We start from the raw sequence: 19,907 nt of genomic DNA, 5'->3' as shown, positions 1-19,907 counted from the left end.
CTTTTCTATCAATCCATCCCGACAATCCCGAAATTCGACTATATAGAGAAGAATCCCGAACAAATTGAGCAATATATTGCCCATCGCCTAACAGTTAAGCATCATAGTCACTTCTGCTTCTTTAATATGACCTCGGACGAACACCCTCAATGACCACTTCACCCCGTAGCCTGGCCACGACATTGTTTCCGGTCGGCCTGCTACTCATTGCCATGGCCTCCATTCAATCAGGGGCATCGCTAGCCAAAAGCATGTTCCCCATCGTCGGAGCCCAGGGCACAACTACCCTGCGCCTGGTTTTCGCCAGCGTGATCATGCTGCTTCTATTACGCCCGTGGCGCGCCAAGCTGACAGCCAAGTCACTGCAAACCGTCATCGTTTACGGAATGGCGTTGGGCGGAATGAACTTCCTCTTCTATATGTCGCTGCGCACCGTCCCCCTCGGAATCGCAGTAGCCCTCGAATTCACCGGCCCGCTGGCAGTCGCCATCTATGCTTCGCGACGCGCTGTGGACTTTCTCTGGATAGCATTGGCCATCGTTGGCCTCCTGCTGTTGATCCCCACGGGAGAAGCCAGCAGCGGCATCGATCTCACTGGCGCAGCCTATGCACTGGGCGCTGGTGCATGCTGGGCGCTCTACATCCTCTTTGGACAAAAGGCTGGTGCCGACAACGGCGTACAAACTGCTGCCCTTGGCGTAATGATTGCCGCACTGTTTGTTGCACCGATCGGGATCGTCCACGCAGGCGCAGCCTTACTCACCCCCTCGCTGATCCCGATCGCCATTGGAGTCGCGGTTTTATCCACCGCCCTGCCCTACACCCTGGAGATGGTCGCCCTGACTCGCTTGCCTGCCCGCACATTCGGCACCTTGATGAGCATCGAACCCGCGTTCGGCGCCTTGTCAGGCCTGTTTTTCCTTCAAGAGCACCTGTCCCTGGCGCAATGGCTGGCCATCACCTGCATCATCCTGGCCTCGGTTGGCGCAACCCTGACCATGCGTAACGAATCGAAGCCACTCGTTCCTGCCGATTGATTCAGGATTTGACGTAGCTCTGGCATTTGCCGCTCAATTAGGCCATGTTTAGGCCGTAACCCAGTGTCACTCATGGAGAATTTCGATAAGGACATCATGAACGCTACACTCGAGAGCGAGCAAAGCCAGCTTCGCGCAGTTAAGCGAGGCGGCTATTAAGGATAGTAATGAAGCGAATTTTGATGCTGTTCATGATTGTGGCAATCGCAGGTTGTGCCGCGACAACCAAGACTGAAGTGAAACGGGGAAAAAAAGGGCTGCATATCAACTGTTCGGGCCTGTCCTCCTCCTGGGATCAGTGCTACGCCAGTGCAGCCAATTCATGTGGCGCCAAAGGCTATAAAGTCATCGCCAAGTCGGGCGACAACGCCGAAGACCCGGGCGACTACCCGTTCGGCCTCAACCCTGCCGGCTACACCAGCCGGAGCATGATTGTCATCTGCAAATAACTGTCGAGGCACTTACAGGCTCGACAGTTGCTGGCTGAGCACGTCGTAGTTCGATGACAGGACCTGCGCCTGCACCTGCGGGTTGACCATCATCCGCGCCACCACCAGGGCGCCGATGCATTGCGACAGGATCGACCACGCCAGGTCCTCGCTACCCAGCGTTGCAGCCCAGCCCGCCTGTAACCGGCAAATCCAGTCCTGCGCCTGTTGGCGCACCGACACATCCGATCGCGCAATCTCCGCACCCAGGCTCGGCAACGCACAGCCGGCTTCCGACTGCTCCACATGAGCCATGCTCAAGTAAAACTTCAAACAGCGATCCAACCGCTCCTTACTCTGCACCCCGGTGCCATTCAAGCGCTCGAGGCTATGGCTCAATTCGCGCTCGACTATCGAGCTGAACAACTCATCCTTGGAAGCGAAGTGGCTGTAAAACGCACCGCCACTCAAGCCAATGGCTTTCATCAAGCCATCCACTCCAACACTGGAAAACCCTTCTTTTTTCGCCAGGGCAGCACTGCTATCCAGCAGCTTCTCTCTGGTTTCCTGCTTATGGCTGGCTGAATATCGCATCACTTACCCCCGGTTTCGTCAGCTTGACGCCTACCGAATCGTAGCATAACGTTCGTTTGGCAAACGATCGTTTACTAAAGGATTTCCCATGACGAACAACAAGAAAATCGTATTGGTAGTGGGTGCCGGCGATGCCACGGGTGGCGCCATCGCCAAACGCTTTGCACGCGAAGGTTATGTCGCATGCGTGACCCGGCGCAGCGCCGATAAACTGCAACCCTTGGTGGAAAGCATCCACGCGGCTGGCGGCGAAGCCCATGGTTTTGCCTGCGATGCCCGCAAGGAAGAAGACGTTATCGCGCTGATCGAGCAGATTGAAACCGAGCTGGGCCCCATAGAAGCCTTTGTCTTCAACATCGGCGCGAACGTGCCGTGCAGTATCCTGGAAGAAACCGCCCGCAAGTACTTCAAGATCTGGGAAATGGCCTGCTTCTCAGGCTTCCTAAACGCCCGGGAAGTGGCCAAGCGCATGGTCACCCGCAATCGCGGCACTATTCTGTTTACAGGCGCCACTGCCGGGTTGCGTGGCGCCGCCGGTTTTGCCGCATTCGCAGGCGCCAAACACGGGATCCGTGCACTGGCGCAGAGCATGGCTCGTGAACTAGGTCCGCGGAATATCCACGTCGCCCACGTGGTGGTGGATGGCGCCATCGACACTGACTTCATCCGCGACAACTTCCCGCAAAAGTACGCCCTCAAGGATCAGGACGGTATTCTCAACCCCGAGCACATCGCCGATAACTATTGGTACCTGCACAGCCAGCCTCGGGACGCCTGGACCTTCGAGCTGGACCTGCGCCCGTGGAATGAACCCTGGTAAGCACGCCCCCATAACAATAAACAGCGAGTACCCAGCATGAGTAAAACCGTGGAATTTTTCTTCGACCTCGGCAGCCCTGCCACTTATCTGGCCTACACCCAGCTTCCTGGCCTGTGCGCTGCAACCGGCGCCCAGCTGATTTACAAGCCAATGCTGTTGGGCGGCGTGTTCAAGGCCACCGGCAATGCATCGCCGGTCACCATTCCCGCCAAAGGCCGCTACATGCTCCAGGACCTGGCGCGCTACGCCCAGCGCTACAACGTCCCGCTCAAGTTCAACCCGCACTTCCCCATCAATACATTGACGCTGATGCGTGCAGTCACCGGTGTCCAAATGCGCCAACCCGAGCGCTTCCAGGATTTCATCGACTGCCTGTTCCGAGCCCTTTGGATAGAAGGCCTTCACCTGGGTGATCCTGCTGTGGTGGCTGCGGTGCTGGCTGAACACGGCTTTGATCCCGAAGCAGTCCTGGCGTTGACGAATGACGACGCCGTCAAGGCCACCCTCAAGGACAACACCGAGCACGCCATCCAGCGCGGCGTATTCGGGGCGCCTACGATGTTCGTCGGCGACCAGCTGTTCTTCGGCCAGGATCGCCTGGAGTTTGTTCGCGAAGCGTTGGGCTAGATTTCAATCACCAAACGCCCTTGAGCGCCGCCTGCGAGTAACTCATAGGCGGCGTTTGCCGTGTGCAGGTCGAATTGACGCCCGTCGAGAATCGGCTTGAGCTTCCCGGCATCAATCAACCGCGCCGCCTCGGCAAGAATCTGCCCGTGGTGCTCGCGGCCCTTGCCCGTCAGCATCGGCAGCAGGGTAAACACCCCGGAATAGGTCGCCCCGCGAAACGATAACGGCGCCAGGCTATGAGAGCCCCAGCCAAGACAACTCAGCACATGGCCGTGATAAGTCCTGGCCGCCCGGAAGGACGCATCCAGCGTCGGCCCGCCCACCGTGTCATACACAATGTCAAAACCTTCGCCCGCCGTGTGCAAGGCTACATACTCCTCGACGGTCTGCTGTTGATAGTCGATAAACGTAGCCCCCAGTCCTTCGATCAGCGCCCGATGCCTGGCGGAACCTGTCGCAAATACCTCTGCGCCAAACGCATTAGCCAGCTGCACCGCAACATGTCCTACACCACCCGCACCACCCTGGATCAGTACTTTATGCCCAGGGCCTACATGCGCACGGTCCACCAGCCCTTCCCATGCGGTGATCAGCACCAGCGGCAATGCCGCGGCTTCGCGCATGCTCAGGGTCACGGGTTTTCTCGCCAGCAGGCGTGCATCCACCACGGCAAACTCCGCCAACGACCCCTGGATGCCCCCAACTCCCGTCGCCAGGGCGTACACCTCATCGCCCGCCTTCCACTCGTTGATATCCGGGCCCACTGTCTCGATGATCCCCGCCAAGTCCAAGCCAATTACAGCTGGGAACGACTGACGGGCATGGGCTGCCTCGCCTGCGCGAATTTTCCCGTCCAATGGATTGAGGCCACTGGCCTTGATCCTTACCAGCACCTCACCGTCACCCGGAGTCGGCCTGGGAATCGTTGCCAGCCGTAACGGCCCATTCGCCACATCCACCATCAGGGCATGCATTTGAGTTGTATCAGTCATGGTCGCGATCTCGATTCATCAGGAAGTGATCACCATGATGTGCCCGACCATTCATGCCGATAAGACGCCAAGCCGCTATAGTGACCATGCTCATTTGGCATGAATCGGTAGTCCCGTGGATAAGCTCAACGCAATGGCCATTTTCGTCCGGGTAATCGAGCGCGGGAGTTTCTCTGCGGTCGCCCGGGAGTTGCAGACCACTCAGCCCACCATCAGCAAAGTAATGCGGGCGCTGGAGACCGAACTGGGTGGCAAGCTGATTTCCCGCAGTACCCGCAAACTCTCCCTGACCGACGAAGGCCAACGCTATTACAGCCATTGCCGACAAATCCTCGCGGCAGTGGATGCCGCGGAACACAGCTTCCAATCCGGCAAGGAAGCCGTTGCAGGTCCGCTACGTATAGGTTCGTCGGTGAGCTTTGGCCGCCTGCACATTGCCTCGCGCCTGGCGGGATTTCTTGAGCGATATCCACAGGTCCAGGTTGACCTGCAACTCAATGACCAGAACCAGGATCTGGTCAGTGAAGGCCTGGACGTCACCCTGCGCATTGGCGAGCTGCCCGACAGCGGCCTGGTCGCCCGCCAGATCGGCACTACCCACCGAGTCACGCTCGCCAGCCCGGCCTATCTGGCCAAACACCCTGCACCGCAAAGCCCGCAAGCGCTGACCCAGCACAATTGCCTGCTGTTCAACCTGCTCAGCAGCCAGAACCAATGGGTTTACGAACAGGACGGGACGCGGCACAGCGTCAAGATCAAGGGCAACGCCCAGAGCAATAACTCCGAGGCAGTACGCGAGATGGTATTGGCAGGGCTCGGCATTGCGCTGTCGCCCCTATGGCTGTTCTTTGATGACCTGAACGCTGGTCGGGTGGTCGCGTTGCTGCAGGACTACACCCCACAGTCGCTGCCGATTCACGCCGTTTCGGCGCCGAATCGTCGCCAGTCCGCCCGGGTCAAAGCGTTTATCGACTACATGGCCGATGCCCTGACCCAGGCGCCCGAGCTACAGCCCCTTAGATAGCGGCCGTACGCACCTGCAACCATTCCAGCGCCGCGCCACTGAGCAGCGGGCTCAGGCGCTCACGCACTTGCGCGTGGTAATCGTTGAACCACTGGCGCTCCTCGGCCGTCAGCAAGGACGACTCCAGGCAACGGGTGTCGATCGGGCACAGCGTCAGTGTCTCGAACTTGAGGAACTCGCCAAACTCGGTCTTTCCCGCCTCACGGTTCAGCACCAGGTTCTCGATCCGCACACCCCACCGGCCAGGACGGTAAGTGCCTGGCTCGATGGACGTAATCATGCCGGCCTGCATCGCGGTTTGCGGTGCGGCGACGGCTTGATAAGCGATCACCTGCGGGCCTTCATGCACATTGAGGAAATAGCCCACGCCATGACCGGTGCCGTGGCCATAGTCCACGCCTTCGGCCCAGATCGGCGCACGGGCGATGGAATCCAGCAGCGGCGAAAGAATGCCCTTGGGGAAATGCGCGCGGGACAAGGCAATCACACCTTTGAGCACCCGCGTGCAATCGCGTTTCTGCTCCTCGGTTGGCGTACCAATAGGCACCATACGCGTGATATCGGTGGTGCCGCCCAGGTACTGGCCACCGGAGTCGATCAGCAGCAAGCCATCGCCTTCGATCAGCGCGTGCTCTTCTTCAGTTGCGTGGTAGTGCGGCATCGCGCCATTGGCATTGAATGCAGCAATGGTGTTGAAGCTCAACGACACATAACCCGGCCGGCGGGTGCGCGCCGCCGTCAGGTGTTCATCAATGGTCAGTTCGGTGATGCGCTCACGACCCAACGCACTGTCGAGCCAGGCGAAGAATTCGCACAAGGCCGCGCCGTCCTGCTCCATGGCCTGACGAATATGCTCGGCGTCTGCCAGGCTTTTGCGCGATTTGGCCAAGGTGGTCGGGTTAAGCCCTTCGATCAGCTTGACGTCACTGCCGAGGTTTTCCAGCAACCCGGCGGTCACCCGCGCCGGATCGACCTGCACACTGGCGCCCGACGGAATGGCCTTCAACGCAGCTGCGACTTCGCTGTAATCACGCAGGGTCACGCCATCCTGCTCCAGCACGGCACGAAGCTCGGCATCGACTTTGCTCAAAGCCACAAACAATGTCGCCTGCTGCTGGCCGATCAAGGCAAACGACACAAACACTGGGTTGAATGAAACATCACCGCCACGCAGGTTAAACAGCCAGGCGATGTCGTCCAGGGTTGCGATGAAATGCCAGTCGGCGCCCTTCTCGCTCAATCTTTCGCGCAGGGCCGCGAGTTTTTCACCGCGGCTGACGGTGGCCTGGGGCGGCAAGTGTTGATAGATCGGCTGGTTCGGCAAGGTGGGACGGTCTTGCCAGACTTCGTTCAACAGGTCGATATCCGTGCGCAAGCGTGCACCCCGTGCCTCCAGCTTGCTGCCCAGGGTACGCGCCGAGGCCACGGCCATGACCGCACCGTCCACTGCCACCACGCCACCTTCCGGGGTCTGCTCCGCCAGCCATTCCAGCGGCCCGGGCTGGCCGGGTTGCAGCTTGACCAACTCGATACCGCTGCCCTTGAGTTCCTTGGTCGCCTGTTCCCAATAGCGGCTGTCTGCCCATACACCGGCGAAATCAGCGGTGACAATCAGGGTGCCCACAGAACCGTGAAAGCCCGACAACCACTGGCGCCCTTGCCAGTAACCCGGCAGGTATTCGGACAAATGCGGGTCGGCCGACGGCACCAACAGGGCATGAATGCCCTCGCGGCTCATCAGTTCGCGGGTATGCGCCAGGCGCTGGGGAACCGTTCCATGGGTCAAAGGCTGTGTGCTCATCGTGTCTCCTGCTAACCACTAATAATTGTTATGGGGTCAAACGGCCCAGAACGCCGGTGCGCTGGCCAGTGCCGCCTTGATCAGTTGTACCGCCTGATCGATGTCCTGCTCGGTGGTAAACCGCCCGAGGCTCAAGCGAATGGTGCGACCCGCGCTGCGGGCATCGTGGCCCAGCGCCAGAAGCACATGGGACGGGGCATTGCTCGCCGAATTGCAGGCCGACGTGGCCGAGAATGCAATGCCCGCGCTCAAGGCGGCGGAATTGAACTCGCCCTCGCTGAACGTCAGGCTCAAGGTGTGGGGAATGCGCTGGGTAAGGCTGCCATTGAGGCGCACCCCGGCAATCGTATTCAGTTGTTCCAGCAGGCGCTCGCGCAAGGCAACGATGGTCGCCTTTTCTTCTGCAAACGACGCTGCCGCTAACGCGAACGCTGTGCCCATGCCGGCGATCTGGTGAGTCGCCAGGGTGCCGGAACGCAAGCCGCCTTCATGGCCACCGCCGTGAATCTGCGCCAGCACTTTCTGCTGCGCACGCGGGCCGACGTACAGCGCGCCGATGCCCTTGGGGCCATAGAGTTTATGGGCGGAAAACGACATCAGGTCTACTGGCCATTCGGCCAGGTCAATCGCCACCTTGCCCGCGCCCTGCGCCGCATCCACGTGAAACAACGCTCCATGCTCGCGCACGCGCGCGCCGATCGCCTGGATATCGTTGAGGGTGCCCAACTCGTTGTTCACCAACATCAGCGACACCAGGAAGGTGTCTTCACGCAACGCTTCGCTAACCGCCTCGACGCTGATCAACCCCTCGGCATCCGGCACCAGGTACGTCACGGCAACCCCGGCTTCCTGCAACTGGCGAGCGGTGTCGAGCGTGGCCTTGTGTTCGATCTGGCTGGTGATGATGTGCCCACCGGCCACACCCCGCGCCTGGGCAACGCCCTTGATGGCGAGGTTGTTGGACTCGGTGGCACCGGAGGTCCAGACGATGCTTGCCGGCTCGGCGCCGACCAATTCCGCCACTTGGCGCCGCGCCTGCTCAACCGTTTGCCGGGCCTGTTGGCCGAACGCATGGGAACTGGACGCAGGGTTACCGAAGTTGGCGTTGAAACCCAGGCACTCGACCATCACCTGGATGACCCGCTCATCCACCGGCGTGGTGGCGGCATAGTCGAAATACAGCGGACGTTTATTCATGACGTTAAAGACTCGCAGAGCATGTTCCCGAGAGCAGCGTCTCAGGGGCAGCGATCAGAAAGGAAGATGGTTTACCTGATCCCGTGCCGTTAAAGAAAGACCACTTTATTTAAAAGTGCGTAGGAACGCTCCTGAAATTCAGCTTAACAGGCTCCGGGAAACGGATGGCAAACAAAAAGCCCGAGGTTCCTGTGGGAAACCTCGGGCTCATCGACCTGGCCACTGACTCAGCTGGGGCGACCGTGCAGCGTTATACCGCGCTCGGCATTCATCTCGCCCTGACGGTCAAAACCAAAGCTTTTCTGTGGCTGGCCGGTCAGTTCGGCTTTCTTCTGTTGGTATTCATCAAACGACAGGCCTCGGCGGCTCAGGGCTTCCAGCGCCAGCTCCTTGCTTTCTTCAGCCGAGTAACCACGCAGTTCAGGCGACGACGGTGTCGCACAACCGGCAAGGACTGAGGTGACAAGCAATACGGAAATGGCGAGAAAGCGGTTCATGGCGAAGGTCCTGCGAAACGGGTTGAAGTCAATGAGCACAGGCTACTCCCGCCCCTTCAAGGTGAAAAATCACGCGCCGTGATAGTCGCTATCAACCTTTGCGACGCTGGTGATAGTCGCACCACATATTCCATACAGATCTATAAATATGGAAATACGTTCATTTACGGAATAAACACAACCCTCTATAAATGGCTTCAACGCTCACGCCACTGTTCGCCTGGCAACTGTTGCCCAGGCAACAGTCATTCAACAAAACACCAGGCAGACAACACCGCCATTTTCCAACACCTGGCCCACAGCCCGCGCCAGTCAAGGGCTACGCAGCTTGGTACAGCTCTTGCTCAAGCCCCGCTACTGCTCTTGCCCTGAGCCACTGTTGAAAAAGGAACTGTTGATGACCCGTCCACTGAATGTCGTTGCCCTCTCCGGCGGAACCTGGCGTCCGTCCCGCACCCTGGTGTTGACCCAGGCGGTGCTGGCCGAACTGGCCAATCAATTGCCGATCCAGACCACCCTGATTGAATTGGGCGACATTGCCCGGCCGCTGGGCGGCGCACTGTCCCGCCAGGAACTGCCCGCCGACGTCGAAGCCCAACTGCAAGCCATCGAACAGGCCGACCTGCTGATCGTCGCCGCCCCGGTGTATCGCGGCTCCTACCCTGGCCTGCTCAAGCACCTGTTCGACCTGGTGGACCTCAACGCCCTGATCAACACCCCGGTGTTGCTGGCGGCCACCGGCGGCAGCGAACGCCATGCGCTGGTACTCGATCACCAGTTGCGCCCGCTGTTCAGTTTCTTCCAGGCCTTGACCTTGCCGATTGGCGTGTACGCCACCGAGGCCGATTTCACCGATTACCAAATAACCAGTGAGCCCTTGAAGGCCCGCATTCGCCTTGCTGCAGAACGCGCCGCGCCGTTGTTTGCCGCGCATCCCACCTCTCTGCTGAAAATCGCTTAAGGATTTGTCATGGATGTTTTCTGGTTTCTGCCTACACACGGTGACGGCCATTATTTGGGCACCACCCAAGGCGCTCGCCCGGTCACCCTCAACTATTTGAAACAAGTCGCCCAGGCCGCCGATAACCTCGGCTACCACGGCGTGTTGATCCCCACCGGCCGCTCCTGCGAAGACTCCTGGGTGATCGCCTCGGCGCTGGTCCCGCTGACCGAACGCCTGCGCTACCTGGTAGCGATTCGCCCGGGGATCATTTCGCCGACCGTCTCGGCCCGCATGGCCGCCACCCTCGACCGCCTGTCCGGTGGCCGCCTGTTGATCAACGTGGTGACCGGCGGCGACCCCGACGAAAACCGCGGCGACGGCAGCTTCCTCGATCACGGCGAACGCTACGAAGTGACCGACGAATTCCTCAAGATCTGGCGCCGCGTGTTGCAGGGCGAATCGGTGGATTTCGAAGGCAAACACCTGCGTGTGCAGAACGCCAAGGCACTTTACCCACCGGTGCAGAAGCCGTATCCACCGCTGTACTTCGGCGGTTCCTCGGACGCTGCCCACGACCTCGCGGCCGAACAGGTAGACGTGTACCTGACCTGGGGCGAACCACCGGCTGCCGTCGCGGAAAAACTCGCCGACGTGCGTGAACGCGCCGCGCGCCATGGCCGCACCGTCAAGTTCGGGATTCGCCTGCATGTGATCGTGCGCGAAACCGAAGAAGACGCCTGGAAAGCCGCCGCCAAACTGATCGAACACATCAGCGACGAAACCATCGCCGCCGCGCAAAAATCCTTCTCGCGCTTCGACTCCGAAGGCCAGCGGCGCATGGCCGCCCTGCACGACGGGCGTCGCGACAACCTGGAGATCGCCCCCAACCTGTGGGCCGGCGTTGGCCTGGTGCGAGGCGGCGCGGGCACGGCCCTGGTGGGCAACCCTCAGCAAGTCGCCGAGCGGATCAAGGAATACGCGGACCTGGGCATCGAAAGCTTCATCTTCTCCGGCTACCCGCACCTGGAAGAGGCGTATCGCTTTGCCGAGCTGGTGTTCCCGCTGCTGCCGGAGCCCTACGCGAGCCTGGCCGGGCGCGGCGTCACCAACCTCACCGGACCGTTCGGCGAAATGATTGCCAACGACGTGCTGCCGGCAAAAGCCAAGGCCTGACCTGCCGTCTGCCGGGGTACGCCCCGGCACACCATGAGGAACACCGCGTGACAGCCAAACCCAACAGCGTCCTGCCCTCACCGTTGCAGACCGCCAAACTGCTGGCCGCCGAATTCGCCCTCACCGCCGTCGAACGCGACGAACGTGGCGGCACCCCCAAGACCGAACGCGACGCCCTGCGCCAGAGCGGCCTGCTGGCCCTGAGCATTCCCACCCAATACGGCGGCCTCGGCGCCCGCTGGAGCGAGACCCTGGAGATCGTGCGCGAATTCGCCAAGGTCGACAGCTCCATCGCCCACGTCTTCGGTTTTCATCACCTGATGCTCGCCACCGTACGGCTGTTCTCCCGCCCGGAGCAATGGCAACCCTGGTACGAACAAACCGCACGCAAAAACTGGTTCTGGGGCAACGCCCTCAACCCGCTGGACACGCGCACGGTGGTCAAGGCCTTCGGCGGCTGGCGGGAATTTTCCGGCAAAAAGAGTTTTTGCTCCGGCGCCAGCGACTCGGAAATGCTGATCGCCTCGGCCGTGGATGAAAGCGCCGGCGGCAAACTGCTGATCGCCGCAATTCCCAGCGGGCGCAGCGGCATCACCTTGCACAACGACTGGAACAACATCGGCCAGCGCCAGACCGACAGCGGCAGCGCCTCTTTCGAACGGGTACGTGTGGAGGAGTCGGAACTGCTCCTGGACCCCGGCCCGCTGAGCACACCCTTCGCCTGCCTACGCCCGCTGATCGCGCAACTGACCTTCACCCACATGTTCCTCGGCATCGCCGAAGGCGCCTTTGCCGAAGCCCGCCATTACACCCTGACCGAAACCCGGCCGTGGCATAAGTCCACGGTGCAGGACATTCGCCAGGACCCGTACGTACTCAACCACTACGGCGAATTCTGGGTCGCGCTGGAAGGCGTGCGCCTGCTGGTGGAGCGTGCCGCCGAACTGCTGGACCAGGCCTGGGCCAAAGGCCCGAGCCTCAGCGAAAGCGAGCGCGGCGAACTGGCCATCGCCATCGCCACGGCCAAGGTGGCCGCCACCCGCAACGGCCTGGAACTGTGCAGCCGCCTGTTCGAAGTCACCGGCGCGCGCTCCACCCACGCTTCCCTGCGCCTGGACCGGCACTGGCGCAACCTGCGCACGCAAACCCTGCACGACCCGGTGGACTACAAACTCCACGAACTGGGGGACTGGGCGTTGAACCAGTCCCTGCCGATTCCGACGTTCTACTCCTGAAAAGAGGTGCCCATGCAGCTTTTAACCTTACCGCCCTCGCCCGCTCTTGCGACCTCGATCCGCGCCACGGCCCAGGTCTTCGAAGACCCCAAATCCCAGGCGTTGCTGGCGCACATCCAGCAAGTCGCGCCGAGCGAAGCCAGCGTGCTGATCATCGGCGAAACCGGCACCGGTAAAGAGCTGGTGGCGCGCCATATCCACAACCTCAGCGCGCGGCGCAACCGGCCGTTCGTGGCGGTGAACTGCGGCGCGTTTTCCGAATCCCTGGTGGAGGCCGAGCTGTTCGGCCATGAAAAAGGCGCCTTCACCGGCGCCCTCAGCGCCAAGGCTGGCTGGTTCGAAGAGGCGGACGGCGGCACCCTGTTCCTCGATGAAATCGGCGACTTGCCGATGGCGATTCAGGTCAAGCTGCTGCGTGTCCTGCAAGAGCGCGAAGTGGTGCGCCTGGGCTCACGCAAAAGCATTCCCATCGACGTGCGGGTGTTGGCCGCCACCAACGTTCAGTTGGAAAAAGCCATCAACGCCGGGCATTTCCGCGAGGACCTGTACTACCGCCTCGACGTGGTCAGCCTGGAGTTGAGCCCGCTGCGGGACCGCCCCGGTGACATCCTGCCGTTGACCCGGCACTTCATCGAAGCCTACAGCCAGCGCCTGGGTTACGGCCCGATCACCATCAGCCGCGAGGCCGAGCAGAAACTCAAAAGCTACAGCTGGCCGGGCAACATCCGCGAGCTGGAAAACGTGATCCACCACACCCTGCTGATCTGCCGCAACGGCGTGATCGAGCGCGACGACCTGCGCCTGTCGAACATGCGCATCGAGCGTCAGGACGACAACCAGCACGGCATCGACAACAGCGCCGAAGCCTTGCTGGAGCGAGCCTTTCAAAAACTCTTCGAAGAACAGGCCGGCGCCCTGCATGAAAAGGTCGAGGATGCGCTGCTGCGCGCCGCCTACCGCTTCAGCCATTACAACCAGGTGCACACCGCCAACCTGCTGGGCCTGAGCCGCAACGTGACGCGAACCCGTTTGATCAAGATCGGTGAACTGGCGGTAAACAAGCGACGCCCCGGCGAGAACGTGCAGGGCGAGCGCATGCTGCACCTGTCAATTTAGGCGGCAGTGCAAGGCGTTGTCATGGCTGCGCTCGATGCTGCGCAGCACCTGGAACGAACCGAAGGTGACTGCCGTGGCCTGGTGGGCGCGGATCAGCGTCCAGAAATCTTCCTCACCGTGCTCAAAACACTTGAAGGCCGCCTCCCCGTCTTCGCGGGAGCGCCATTGCAGGTAGCTGAGCACCCGGCGTCCATCATCGCTGACCTGCACGCTGGCATTGATAAAGCCGCCATGGCCTTGGGCCAGACGCTCGCTTTGGGATGACAGGGCCGCCACCAAAGCCGATTGCTGCTGCGGTTCGATCTGGAACTCGACCATCTGGGTAAAACTCAGACGCTTCTCTGATACCTGCATGAACATTCCCCTCTCACTGTAGGCACAATCTTGCGATTCGATGCCACGCAGGGTAAAACCTCTAGTTAAGTCAAGGTCAAGGGCTTTTTCATGGTCAACAAAGAACTTACCGTCGGCCAACTGGCGGCCCGTAGCGGCGTGGCAGTCACCGCGCTGCACTTCTATGAAACCAAGGGGTTGATCAAGAGCAACCGCAACGCCGGCAATCAACGGCGCTACCCGCGGGACGTGTTGCGCCGGGTGGTGGTGATCAAGATTGCCCAGCGTTTGGGCATTCCCCTGGCGACGATCCATGAGGCGCTGCAAACCCTGCCCGATGGTCGCACGCCTAACGCAGCCGACTGGGAGCGCCTGTCTGCGCTATGGCGTGAAGACCTGGACCAGCGCATCGACAAGCTGATGCTGCTGCGGGACAAACTCAGTGGCTGCATTGGCTGCGGGTGTTTGTCGCTGGAGGCCTGCCCGTTGCGCAATCACGACGACGTACTCGGTGAGCGCGGCCCCGGCGCACAACTCTTGGAGCCCACCCCTGATCCCTGATGTGTGAACCCACTCAATGTGGGAGCTGGCTTGCCTGCGATGCAAGCACCTCGGTTTTTCTGGCAAACCGCAGTGATGCTATCGCGGGCAAGCCCGGCTCCCACAAAAGCCAGCGCCCACCTTAGATCGGTCTGGGTCTTAGAAACCCGGGGCAATCTGCCCTTTGTAGCGGGTCAGGATGAACTGGCGTACTTCATCGGAATTCAACGCCTTGGCCAGCTTCTGGATGCCGGGGTCGTTGATGTTGTCCGGGCGCGCTACCAGATACTCGACGTACAGGCTCTTGCCCTTCTCGACGATCAACGCACTGTTGGTATCGATCCCCGCTTCCAGGGCGTAGTTGGCGAACACGAATGCCAGGTCCACCTGGCTCACCGAGCGGGCCAGCAATGCCCCTTCCAGTTCACGGATTTTCAGGTGCTTGGGGTTTTCGACGATGTCCCGCGGGGTGGCCAGGGTATTGCTCGGGTCCTTGAGCTTGATCAGGCCGGCTTCATCCAGCAGCACCAGCGCGCGGCCAGTGTTGACCGGGTCGTTGGGGATCGACACCGTGGCGCCGTCTTTCAACTCCGAGATATTTTTGATCTTGGTCGAATAAGCGCCGAACGGCTCGATGTGCACGCCCACTACCGGCACCAGATTGGTATGCCGGGTCTTGTTGTAGTCATCCAGGAACGGCCGGTACTGGTAGTAGTTGGCGTCGATATTCTTCAGCGCCAGTTGTTGGTTGGGCTGGATGAAATCGGTGAATACCTTGATTTGCAAGTCCACGCCTTCCTTGGCCAGCACCGGTTTGACGAATTCGAGGATCTCCGCATGCGGCACGGGCGTGGCCCCCACCACCAACGTCTCGTTGGCGACGGCATTCAGGGAGAAGACAGCAGCCAAAATGGCCAGGGATTTTTTCATGATTGCTCCGAAAGCAGTGGTTCTAGGAATAGGTTTCAACGCCGGCTGTAACGCGCCACCAGACGGTCGCCGGTCATCTGCAGGGCCTGCACCAGCACCAACAGCAGCAACACGGTGACCACCATCACGTCGGTCTGGAACCGCTGATAGCCGTAGCGGATGGCCAGGTCGCCCAGGCCACCGCCGCCAATCACCCCGGCCATGGCGGTGTAGTCCACCAGCACAATCGCGGTGACGGTGACCGCCGCCAGCAGGCCGCCCCGGGCTTCCGGCAACAGCGTGTGGCGGATCACCTGCCAGGTGCTGGCGCCCATGGACTGGGTGGCTTCCACCACGCCACGGTCGACTTCGCGCAAGGCGGTTTCCACCAGCCGCGCGAAGAACGGCGTACAGCCCACCACCAACGGCGGAATCGTGCCGGGCACGCCCAATGAGGTGCCCACCAGCAAGGTGGTCACCGGGATCAGCACAATCAGCAGGATGATGAACGGCAGCGAACGCAGCACGTTCACCACCACCGACAGCGCTCGGTACACCACCAGGGTTTCGTGCAACTGGCGCTTGCCGGTGAGGAACAACACCACCCCCAGCGGCAACCCCAGCAACACGGTAAAACCCAGGGCGGCGCTGAGCATGCTCAGGGTTTCCAGGCAGGCCTGGCCGATGTCGGCCCAATAGATGTGTTTAAACAGCTCGGCCATGATTCAAGACCAGTCGTGACGCGGGGGCTTGGCGCCGTTGAGCAACCAGTTGCCCACCACGTGGTACTTCCAGCGCACCGGGTCATGCAGGGTATGCACCCGGGCATTGCGCCAGTGACGATCGAAGTTGTGCTTCTTCAGGGTTGACCGGGTGCCGCCGAGTTCGAAGAGCTTGTTGCTGGCTTCGATGGCGATTTCGGTGGTCAGCACCTTGGCCCGGGCGACGGCCAGGGAAGCGTGAGCGACGTTGTCTTCATCGGGCGCCGGGCGTGCGGCGTCGAGGGCTTTTCCGGCGCGCTCCAGCAAGGCCTCTGCCGCTTCCAGGCGAATATCCAGCGCGCCCACCTGAATGATGGTCAGCGGGTCTTCACTGGTTTTTTCCACCCCGGCATCGATCCATGGGCGGGCGAATTGCCGGACGAACTGCACCGTGTCGCGCAACGCGGCACGGGCGATGCCGGCGTCGATGGCAGCGGTAGTCAGTTGCGCGAAAGGGCCGGCCAAGGTTGGCGAATCGTAGGAACGATGGGTAGGAAACAGGTTGAACGCCGGCACCTTCAGGTCTTCGGCCAACACCGTACCGCTGGACGTGGTGCGCTGGCCCATGCTGTCCCAGTCGTCGACCACCACCAGGCCTTCAGTGCCGCGGGGCACAAACGCCAGTTGCGCATTCTGCTGCTCATCCAGCGCCAGCACCGCCAGCCAGTGGGCGTACAGCGAACCGGTGCAATAACCCTTGCGGCCGTTGATCACATAACCGTCACCTTGCCGGCGAATGGTCGCCTGAATGTCCTGGACGTTCTTGCCGCCGGTTTCCGACAGCGCATTGGCAAACCGATGCCCCTCCAGCGCCAGGCCAAAAAAGTACGCCTGCTGCTCGGGCGTGCCTTGCAGGCGGATGTCTTCCAGCAGGCAGTAATGGTTCTGCGGGATTTGCCCAAGCGACGGGTCGGCCGCCGAGATAATCGCAATCACCTGGGCCAGCACCGCGTAGGACACCTGGGCGCCGCCAAACTCGCGGGGCACGCTGATGCCCCACAGGCCGCTGTTGGAATACAGGTCGACCACGTCCGCCGGCACCTGGCGGGTGCGGTCGCGTTCGGCGTCTTGCTCCAGCAATACGGCGGCGACCTGGTGGGCAACGGCCAGGGCCTGGGCCTCGTCACGGATCAGCTCGGCGTGGGGCGTGTGAATCGGGTAATCGGCAGATACAGGCAGTACAGACATACAACGCTCTCGGGCGAATGATTTACCTGAGGCATTGCAGCTTCTGTGCCTGAGGCGCCAGGCTATCAAACACAAGGGTTTGCGCCTGATGTGCGCGCGGCAGACCGCCCACGGCGCAGCAAACTGCCGGTTTGCTGTTGTGTGGGCAACACCTCGGTGCGACTGATACACCGAGTTGCCTGCATCGCAGGCAAGCCAGCTCCTACAGTTGACCTGCATTGCCTGAAAGATCGGGCTTCAACACACTTCATGAACAACCCCTCCACGTTTTCCCCCTTGCCCCAGGCGCCATGTGATTTCAGGATGCAGGCAATCATCACAAGGAGTCATTCCATGTTCGCCGGATTCCAAAAAGACCAGCGCCACGTCAACGGTGTGGACATCAGCTACCGCAAAGGCGGCGCGGGTCCCGGCCTGCTCCTGCTGCACGGGCACCCGCAGACCCACGTCATCTGGCACAAGGTCGCCGAGCAACTGGCCGAACACTTCACCGTGGTCGCCGCCGACCTGCGCGGTTATGGCGACAGCAGCAAGCCCGCCGCCAGTGACCAACACTCCAACTATTCCAAGCGCGAAATGGCCCGCGACGGGGTCGAGTTGATGAAGGCCCTGGGCTTTGATGAGTTCTCGGTGCTGGCCCACGACCGTGGCGCCCGCGTCGCCCATCGCCTGGCCCTGGACCACCCCAAGGCCGTGCAGCGCATGGTGCTGCTGGACATCGCCCCGACGCTTGCGATGTATGCCCAGACCGACGAAGCCTTTGCCCGCGCCTACTGGCACTGGTTCTTCCTGATCCGCCCGGCGCCGTTGCCCGAGAGCCTGATCGAAGGCAACCCGGAACTGTACCTGCGCAGCGTCATGGGCAGCCGCAGTGCCGGGCTCAAGCCGTTCACCGATGAAGCCTTCGCCGAATACCTGCGCTGCCTGAAACTGCCCGGCACCGCCACCGGCATCTGCGAAGACTACCGCGCCGCCGCCGGCATCGACCTTGAGCACGACCGCGCCGACCTCGACAACGGCAACCACCTCAACCTGCCGCTGCTGGTGATGTGGGGCGCCGAAGGCACCGTCGGGCGCTGCTTCGAACCCCTCAAGGAATGGCAGAAAGTCGCCACCGACGTACGTGGCAAGGCCCTGCCGGCCGGCCACTACATCGCTGAAGAAGCCCCCGAGTTGTTGCTCGGCGAAGTCCTGACCTTCCTTCGCTGAGGCTTTAGTAAACCGCTGATCTGATCGATCCCGCCCCGCAGGCTTGAAACGGCCTGCGACGGGATCTGCTTGCCCAAAAAACGTCTCGAGATAATAAAAATGACAATCAGAAAACTGCTGGGAACCCTGTATGTGCAGGTGATCATCGCCATTGTGCTGGGCGTGTTGATCGGCAACCACTGGCCCCAGGTGGGCATCGACCTCAAGCCCCTGGGCGACGGGTTTATCAAGCTGATCAAGATGATCATCGGCCCGATCATCTTCTGCACGGTGGTCTCCGGCATCACCAGCATGCACGACGTGAAGCAGGTGGGACGTGTGGGCGGCAAGGCGCTGCTGTATTTCGAGATTGTCTCCAGCATCGCCCTGGTGATCGGCATCCTCGCCGCGCACCTGCTGCACCCGGGCGTGGGGTTCAACATTGACGTGAAGACCCTCGACACTTCGGCCATCGCCGGTTTTGTCGGCCAGGCCGAACATGGTGAAGGCGTCACCGGGTTCCTGATGCACGTGATTCCGACCACCTTCTTCGACGCCTTCTCCAAAGGTGAAATCCTGCCGGTGCTGTTTGTGTCGGTGCTGTTCGGCCTCGGGCTGGTGATGATCGGCGAGAAAGGCCGGCCGTTGGTGGGTGTGATCAACCAGGCCAGCGAAGTGTTCTTCCGCATCGTCGGGATGATCAGCCGCGTCGCGCCGATCGGTGCGTTCGGGGCGATCGCCTTCACCATCGGCAAATACGGCCTGGGTTCGCTGTTGCCGTTGTTGAAACTGGTGGGCACGTTCTACGTCACCGCGTTTTTCTTCGTGGCCGTGGTGCTGGGCAGCATCGCGCGGTATGTCGGTTTCAGCATCTTCAAGCTGCTGACCTACATCAAGGCCGAGCTGTTGATCGTGCTGGGCACCAGTTCCTCCGAGTCTGCCTTGCCGCAACTGATCCAGAAACTCGAAAGCCTCGGCGCCTCCAAAGGCGTGGTGGGCATCGTGGTGCCCACCGGCTATACCTTCAACCTGGACGGCACCAACATCTATATGACCCTGGCGGTGCTGTTCCTGGCCCAGGCGACGAATATCGACCTGACGCTGGAACAACAACTGACGCTTCTGGCGGTGGCGATGCTCACCTCCAAAGGCGCCGGTGCGGTGGTGGGTGCAGGTTTTGTCGCACTGGCCGCCAGCCTGGCGGTGGTGCCGACGGTGCCGGTGGCGGCGATGGTGCTGATCCTGGGGGTTGACCGTTTCATGGCGGAGTGCCGTTCGCTGACCAACATCATCGGCAATGCCGTGGCTGCACTGGTGGTGGCTGCCTGGGAGGGTGAACTGGACCGCGAGAAGATGGCGCCCATCGCCCTCAAGCATGGCCGCCATGCGCGGGCTGCTGCGCAGGCGAAGATCGCTGCCGAGTAGACCTTAAGTAGCAATCCCCTGTGGTGAAGCAGCTCCCTCACCACACCGGTGCTATTCTGGCGGCTCATGCCGCCACGCC

Annotated in this window: 21 protein-coding genes; 12 read left to right on the top strand and 9 right to left on the bottom strand. The window is 61.2% G+C overall.

The window, feature by feature from the left end; all coding sequences use genetic code 11:
- Nucleotides 1-149: 149 nt before the first annotated feature.
- Both rhtA and V3W39_RS31400 read left to right on the top strand, forming a co-directional pair.
- Nucleotides 150-1,037, top strand: coding sequence for a threonine/homoserine exporter RhtA (gene rhtA / locus V3W39_RS31405; RefSeq protein ID WP_177042782.1), 888 nt, complete (start codon nt 150-152; stop codon nt 1,035-1,037).
- 167 nt (nt 1,038-1,204) lie between these two features.
- The gene (locus V3W39_RS31400) at nt 1,205-1,486 is read left to right on the top strand and encodes a hypothetical protein (protein ID WP_003210144.1); all 282 of its coding nucleotides are present in this window, start codon (nt 1,205-1,207) and stop codon (nt 1,484-1,486) included.
- Between the two features lie 12 nt (nt 1,487-1,498).
- Here V3W39_RS31400 and V3W39_RS31395 read toward each other — a convergent pair whose 3' ends face one another.
- Nucleotides 1,499-2,059: a TetR/AcrR family transcriptional regulator gene (locus tag V3W39_RS31395; protein WP_177042783.1), complete on the bottom strand. Its 561-nt coding sequence runs from the start codon at nt 2,057-2,059 to the stop codon at nt 1,499-1,501.
- 88 nt (nt 2,060-2,147) lie between these two features.
- On the opposite strand from V3W39_RS31395, the gene V3W39_RS31390 reads away from it, so the two are divergent.
- Complete coding sequence (locus V3W39_RS31390; protein ID WP_167665787.1) at nt 2,148-2,879, top strand: SDR family oxidoreductase; 732 nt, start codon at nt 2,148-2,150, stop codon at nt 2,877-2,879.
- A gap of 36 nt (nt 2,880-2,915) precedes the next feature.
- Nucleotides 2,916-3,506: a 2-hydroxychromene-2-carboxylate isomerase gene (locus V3W39_RS31385; protein WP_177042784.1), complete on the top strand. Its 591-nt coding sequence runs from the start codon at nt 2,916-2,918 to the stop codon at nt 3,504-3,506.
- On the opposite strand, the gene V3W39_RS31380 is transcribed toward V3W39_RS31385, so the two are convergent.
- Nucleotides 3,503-4,498, bottom strand: coding sequence for a zinc-dependent alcohol dehydrogenase family protein (locus V3W39_RS31380; RefSeq protein WP_330214030.1), 996 nt, complete (start codon nt 4,496-4,498; stop codon nt 3,503-3,505). The two genes, V3W39_RS31385 and V3W39_RS31380, sit on opposite strands and share 4 nt — an antisense overlap.
- A gap of 115 nt (nt 4,499-4,613) precedes the next feature.
- On the opposite strand from V3W39_RS31380, the gene V3W39_RS31375 reads away from it, so the two are divergent.
- On the top strand, nt 4,614-5,522 hold the full coding sequence (locus tag V3W39_RS31375; RefSeq protein ID WP_330214029.1) for a LysR family transcriptional regulator: 909 nt from the start codon (nt 4,614-4,616) through the stop codon (nt 5,520-5,522).
- Here V3W39_RS31375 and V3W39_RS31370 read toward each other — a convergent pair.
- From V3W39_RS31370 to V3W39_RS31360, 3 genes are all read right to left on the bottom strand, one after another.
- Nucleotides 5,515-7,323, bottom strand: a complete 1,809-nt coding sequence (locus tag V3W39_RS31370) for an aminopeptidase P family protein (RefSeq protein ID WP_330214028.1) — start codon at nt 7,321-7,323, stop codon at nt 5,515-5,517. The two genes, V3W39_RS31375 and V3W39_RS31370, sit on opposite strands and share 8 nt — an antisense overlap.
- Before the next feature lie 36 nt (nt 7,324-7,359).
- Nucleotides 7,360-8,520, bottom strand: a complete 1,161-nt coding sequence (locus V3W39_RS31365; RefSeq protein WP_177042788.1) for a cysteine desulfurase family protein — start codon at nt 8,518-8,520, stop codon at nt 7,360-7,362.
- Between the two features lie 227 nt (nt 8,521-8,747).
- The gene (locus V3W39_RS31360; protein WP_177077854.1) at nt 8,748-9,017 is read right to left on the bottom strand and encodes a hypothetical protein; all 270 of its coding nucleotides are present in this window, start codon (nt 9,015-9,017) and stop codon (nt 8,748-8,750) included.
- 397 nt (nt 9,018-9,414) lie between these two features.
- Here V3W39_RS31360 and msuE point away from each other — a divergent pair, with 397 nt between their 5' ends.
- Genes msuE through V3W39_RS31340 form a run of 4 tightly spaced genes read left to right on the top strand, consistent with a single transcriptional unit; the run spans nt 9,415 to nt 13,484 of the window.
- On the top strand, nt 9,415-9,978 hold the full coding sequence (gene msuE, locus V3W39_RS31355; RefSeq protein ID WP_088425167.1) for an FMN reductase: 564 nt from the start codon (nt 9,415-9,417) through the stop codon (nt 9,976-9,978).
- Between the two features lie 9 nt (nt 9,979-9,987).
- Complete coding sequence (ssuD, locus tag V3W39_RS31350) at nt 9,988-11,133, top strand: FMNH2-dependent alkanesulfonate monooxygenase (protein WP_330214027.1); 1,146 nt, start codon at nt 9,988-9,990, stop codon at nt 11,131-11,133.
- Between the two features lie 47 nt (nt 11,134-11,180).
- Nucleotides 11,181-12,368: an acyl-CoA dehydrogenase family protein gene (locus V3W39_RS31345; protein ID WP_177042791.1), complete on the top strand. Its 1,188-nt coding sequence runs from the start codon at nt 11,181-11,183 to the stop codon at nt 12,366-12,368.
- A 12-nt stretch (nt 12,369-12,380) separates the two neighbouring features.
- A complete protein-coding gene (locus tag V3W39_RS31340; protein WP_169385844.1) occupies nt 12,381-13,484 on the top strand; it encodes a sigma-54 interaction domain-containing protein in 1,104 nt (367 codons plus the stop codon).
- On the opposite strand, the gene V3W39_RS31335 is transcribed toward V3W39_RS31340, so the two are convergent.
- Nucleotides 13,476-13,838: an antibiotic biosynthesis monooxygenase gene (locus V3W39_RS31335; RefSeq protein ID WP_177042792.1), complete on the bottom strand. Its 363-nt coding sequence runs from the start codon at nt 13,836-13,838 to the stop codon at nt 13,476-13,478. The two genes, V3W39_RS31340 and V3W39_RS31335, sit on opposite strands and share 9 nt — an antisense overlap.
- Before the next feature lie 90 nt (nt 13,839-13,928).
- Here V3W39_RS31335 and soxR point away from each other — a divergent pair, with 90 nt between their 5' ends.
- Nucleotides 13,929-14,378 (top strand): redox-sensitive transcriptional activator SoxR, encoded by a 450-nt coding sequence (gene soxR / locus V3W39_RS31330; RefSeq protein ID WP_330214026.1) that lies wholly within the window; start codon nt 13,929-13,931, stop codon nt 14,376-14,378.
- A gap of 138 nt (nt 14,379-14,516) precedes the next feature.
- Here soxR and V3W39_RS31325 read toward each other — a convergent pair whose 3' ends face one another.
- The 3 genes from V3W39_RS31325 to V3W39_RS31315 are packed head-to-tail and all read right to left on the bottom strand — an operon-like array spanning nt 14,517 to nt 17,215.
- The gene (locus V3W39_RS31325) at nt 14,517-15,287 is read right to left on the bottom strand and encodes a MetQ/NlpA family ABC transporter substrate-binding protein (RefSeq protein ID WP_177042794.1); all 771 of its coding nucleotides are present in this window, start codon (nt 15,285-15,287) and stop codon (nt 14,517-14,519) included.
- A 35-nt stretch (nt 15,288-15,322) separates the two neighbouring features.
- Nucleotides 15,323-15,988: a methionine ABC transporter permease gene (locus V3W39_RS31320; RefSeq protein WP_259201286.1), complete on the bottom strand. Its 666-nt coding sequence runs from the start codon at nt 15,986-15,988 to the stop codon at nt 15,323-15,325.
- A gap of 3 nt (nt 15,989-15,991) precedes the next feature.
- The gene (locus tag V3W39_RS31315) at nt 15,992-17,215 is read right to left on the bottom strand and encodes an SfnB family sulfur acquisition oxidoreductase (protein WP_330214025.1); all 1,224 of its coding nucleotides are present in this window, start codon (nt 17,213-17,215) and stop codon (nt 15,992-15,994) included.
- 333 nt (nt 17,216-17,548) lie between these two features.
- Here V3W39_RS31315 and V3W39_RS31310 point away from each other — a divergent pair, with 333 nt between their 5' ends.
- Both V3W39_RS31310 and dctA read left to right on the top strand, forming a co-directional pair.
- Complete coding sequence (locus V3W39_RS31310; RefSeq protein WP_177077860.1) at nt 17,549-18,424, top strand: alpha/beta fold hydrolase; 876 nt, start codon at nt 17,549-17,551, stop codon at nt 18,422-18,424.
- A gap of 99 nt (nt 18,425-18,523) precedes the next feature.
- The gene (gene dctA, locus V3W39_RS31305) at nt 18,524-19,828 is read left to right on the top strand and encodes a C4-dicarboxylate transporter DctA (RefSeq protein WP_003207293.1); all 1,305 of its coding nucleotides are present in this window, start codon (nt 18,524-18,526) and stop codon (nt 19,826-19,828) included.
- Nucleotides 19,829-19,907 lie beyond the last annotated feature (79 nt).

It is taken from the genome of Pseudomonas sp. Z18(2022) (genome assembly GCF_036346535.1).
GTDB lineage: Bacteria > Pseudomonadota > Gammaproteobacteria > Pseudomonadales > Pseudomonadaceae > Aquipseudomonas > Aquipseudomonas yamanorum_A.
This window is presented reverse-complemented; position numbering and strand designations above follow the sequence as displayed.